Genomic DNA, 2,951 nt, shown 5'->3' on the forward strand with positions numbered 1-2,951 from the left:
CCCGTACACAGGTAATTAGTGAAATGGGTGGTGATCCACGTGTTGTACTTCAAGAAATAGAGAATGAGAAAAATATGAACAAGGAAGTTCTAGATGAAAATCAAAAAACAGACGAGGGAATTAACCCTACCAACCGCGATTAATTCTGATAATCGTACCGTTGAAGTTGCTTTTTGTTCTGAAACTCCTGTAGCACGTGAAATAGAAGGGAAGTTATATAACGAAGTACTTCTATGTAATCCAGAAAATGTAGACCTATCGCGTTTGAACAATTCAGGGGCAGTACTTTTCAATCATGACCGAGATCATTTGATTGGCAAAGTACTAGCGGCACGTATTGATTCAGACAAGGTAGGCCGTGCTGTATTACAGATTTCCAATGCTTCGGAAAAAGAATGGGAACAAATCAATGAAGGTGTATTAACACATATTAGTTTTGGTTACACAGTTAATGATTACCGTATTGAAGGAAACATTATCTATGTAACTCATTTTACCCCATATGAAATATCACTAGTAACAGTGCCAGCCGATGTATCCGCCGGAGTTGGTCGCTCATTGATAAATAACAATGATGACAACCAGAAGGATATGATCATGGAAGATAAAAACGAAATCGAAAGTACTGAACCTGAAATCAAAGATGAATCAGAAGTAGTTAGTACTGAAGTTGAATCTGAAGAAGAAATTACTGAACAAGAAGAAGTAGAAGAATCTGAAGAAGTACGTATGAGCGATGAAGAACTATTAGCACTAATGGCTAATCGTCCAGACTTGCTTGAACAAATGATAAATAAAACCGACGTTGTAGAACAACGCGAAGATGTACAAGAAAGTACTGATGATTCTGAAGTAGAAGATTCTACAGAAGAAGTGGAACGTAAACGTGAATTGGAATCAATCGGCGTAGTTCTAAATATTGATGTGTCTGAAGCAATTGAAAATGGAATTTCAGTTGAGGACTTCAAACGCACACTAAATACAAAAACAAATCCAAATCATGATAAGGAAATCATAATGGAAAAATCCGTATTAAATGGCCTAATTCGTTCACTAAGTGAAGGTAATTTTGCTGGTAAAACTGAAATCCCTGCGGGTGATTTCGTCCGTACTTCTACTACTGTTGGCGGTGCTGCTCTAGTTAAAGAAGTATACGCAGATTCTTATATTGATGTGCTACGTGCTCAGTCAGTATTTGCTACTCTACCTGTACAAGTATTCGCAAATCTCGAAGGTGAAGGTAATCTAGTTCTACCTAAACTATCTGCTGATTTCACTGATAACTTCGGTTATGTTACTGAAGGTGCTCCATCACCATCTTATAACGCCGCTTTTGAGAAGGTCACTCTAAAGCCAGAAATCTTTACCGGTTCTGTTGAACTAACTCGTACTCTAATCAAATCTGCTAGTACTGCTGAACAGTATATTCAAGATGCGATGGTTAAGGGTGCTGCTCTAAAACTAGAACGTCTAATTCTTGCTGATGTTGTTGCTAAGGCTCCAGAAGTAACCCTAACTGCTGCTCTAACCAAAACCGATGTTATTAGTGCTCTAGCTACTCTAGCTGCTGCTAATGTCCGTGTTGAGAATGTAGTTGCTATTGTACATCCTACTACCGCTGCTGTATTGCGTACTACTCTAGATGGTTCTAACACCGCTGCTAAGTACTTGCTACAAGGCTATATGGGTGACGGTATTCTAGCTGATTCAGTACGTATTATTGAATCTACTCAAGTTGCCGCTGGTGCTATTGTGTTTGGCGATTGGTCAAATATCATCATGGCTCAATGGGGTTCAGTAACTATGGATCGCGATGATACAACTCAACGTAACTCTATGGGTATTGTTCTACGTACTTTCAGCTTCCAATCTCATGCTCTAGCACACGATGAAGCATTCCTAGTACTAAACCTAGCTTAATACAGGTATGACAAATGAGAGCATTTCTTAGTAACTCGCAAATAGAGTATCTATTAAATGCTTTTGGTGAAAAGCTCGTCATTGTTCAAGATGGTGTATCAATAACGATTACCGTAATTTTTGAACAAGACGAGCTTTTTTTCGATGATAGTCAAACTACCGTAACATATTTTAGTGCCAAGTCAGGAATTAAACTAAATACTACCTTCACAATTGATAACACCGAATACCTAGTAAATAGAATAGATGATGATACAAGCGGTATCTCTAACTATCACTATATTCGCAAGATCGATTTAGAAGAGGAAATATAATATGTTCACGGCAGACTATACAATAAGAAAGTATTTGATTAATAAATTAGCAGTAATTGTTAATCTACAATATCCATCAAAAGCAACGGTAGATGATACCACAATGGTTTACATTGGTGATTCTTCAGTACAACGTACACAGATAGCCAAAGTAAATCAAATTGTAAACAATCAAATCGTACCATCAACTATTAGAAATTTATGTGAATTTCGAGTTGAGTTTGTAGCTGTCGGACAATCATTTAAAAGTGCTTCGGATGAAATAGAAAAGATTCTTGAAGCACTTTATACATCTGGTTTCTTTGATGAACTAAACCAGCAACTTCCAATGCCATTATTCAATATCCGAATTGAAGATAGTCTTATGACTTCCCAAGCCGAAGCCACGGAAACCGCATATGTTCACACGCAAACACTATCTTTTAGCTATGGGGAATAATTATGGCTCAAACATTTTTAGGGAATCTAACTACAGTATGGATTAATACCGATACAACCAACGTTGATCCAAATGCCCGTACTTTTGTTCAAGTTGAAAACCTTTCAGCGTTTCCAAGTTTTAGTGAATCAACTTCTGTTTCAACTGTAGAAACATATGATAGTACTTACACCTCTAAAGTAGCGGGTGATAGTTCATATGGTGATATGACTATTCAAGTTAACTACGTTCCAGGTGAAAACGCCGTACTTGATTCTGCTGAAGTGGCACACTGAATT

General features: G+C 37.5%; 4 protein-coding genes. All 4 read left to right on the forward strand.

All coding sequences use genetic code 11. From position 1 onward, the window contains the following. Window positions 1-93 precede the first annotated feature (93 nt). The 4 genes from INF68_RS22875 to INF68_RS22890 are packed head-to-tail and all read left to right on the forward strand — an operon-like array spanning window position 94 to window position 2,948. Window positions 94-1,920 (forward strand): phage major capsid protein, encoded by a 1,827-nt coding sequence (locus tag INF68_RS22875; protein WP_080972137.1) that lies wholly within the window; start codon window positions 94-96, stop codon window positions 1,918-1,920. Window positions 1,921-1,934: 14 nt separating this feature from the next. Continuing rightward, a complete protein-coding gene (locus tag INF68_RS22880; protein ID WP_046852903.1) occupies window positions 1,935-2,234 on the forward strand; it encodes a hypothetical protein in 300 nt (99 codons plus the stop codon). A 1-nt stretch (window position 2,235) separates the two neighbouring features. Further along, window positions 2,236-2,673 (forward strand): hypothetical protein, encoded by a 438-nt coding sequence (locus INF68_RS22885; protein WP_046852902.1) that lies wholly within the window; start codon window positions 2,236-2,238, stop codon window positions 2,671-2,673. A 2-nt stretch (window positions 2,674-2,675) separates the two neighbouring features. Beyond that, complete coding sequence (locus INF68_RS22890) at window positions 2,676-2,948, forward strand: hypothetical protein (protein WP_193525471.1); 273 nt, start codon at window positions 2,676-2,678, stop codon at window positions 2,946-2,948. Window positions 2,949-2,951 lie beyond the last annotated feature (3 nt).

Source organism: Enterobacter cloacae complex sp. P16RS2, from assembly GCF_014982155.1.
In the GTDB taxonomy this organism is placed as follows: Bacteria; Pseudomonadota; Gammaproteobacteria; order Enterobacterales; family Enterobacteriaceae; genus Enterobacter; species Enterobacter cloacae_M.

Bases quoted from the DNA above. Each gene is read 5' to 3' on its own strand.
- INF68_RS22880 (WP_046852903.1), top strand. From the start codon at position 1,935: ATGAGAGCATTTCTTAGTAACTCGCAAATAGAGTATCTATTAAATGCT.
- INF68_RS22875 (WP_080972137.1), top strand. From the start codon at position 94: ATGAAAATCAAAAAACAGACGAGGGAATTAACCCTACCAACCGCGATT.
- INF68_RS22885 (WP_046852902.1), top strand. From the start codon at position 2,236: ATGTTCACGGCAGACTATACAATAAGAAAGTATTTGATTAATAAATTA.
- INF68_RS22890 (WP_193525471.1), top strand. From the start codon at position 2,676: ATGGCTCAAACATTTTTAGGGAATCTAACTACAGTATGGATTAATACC.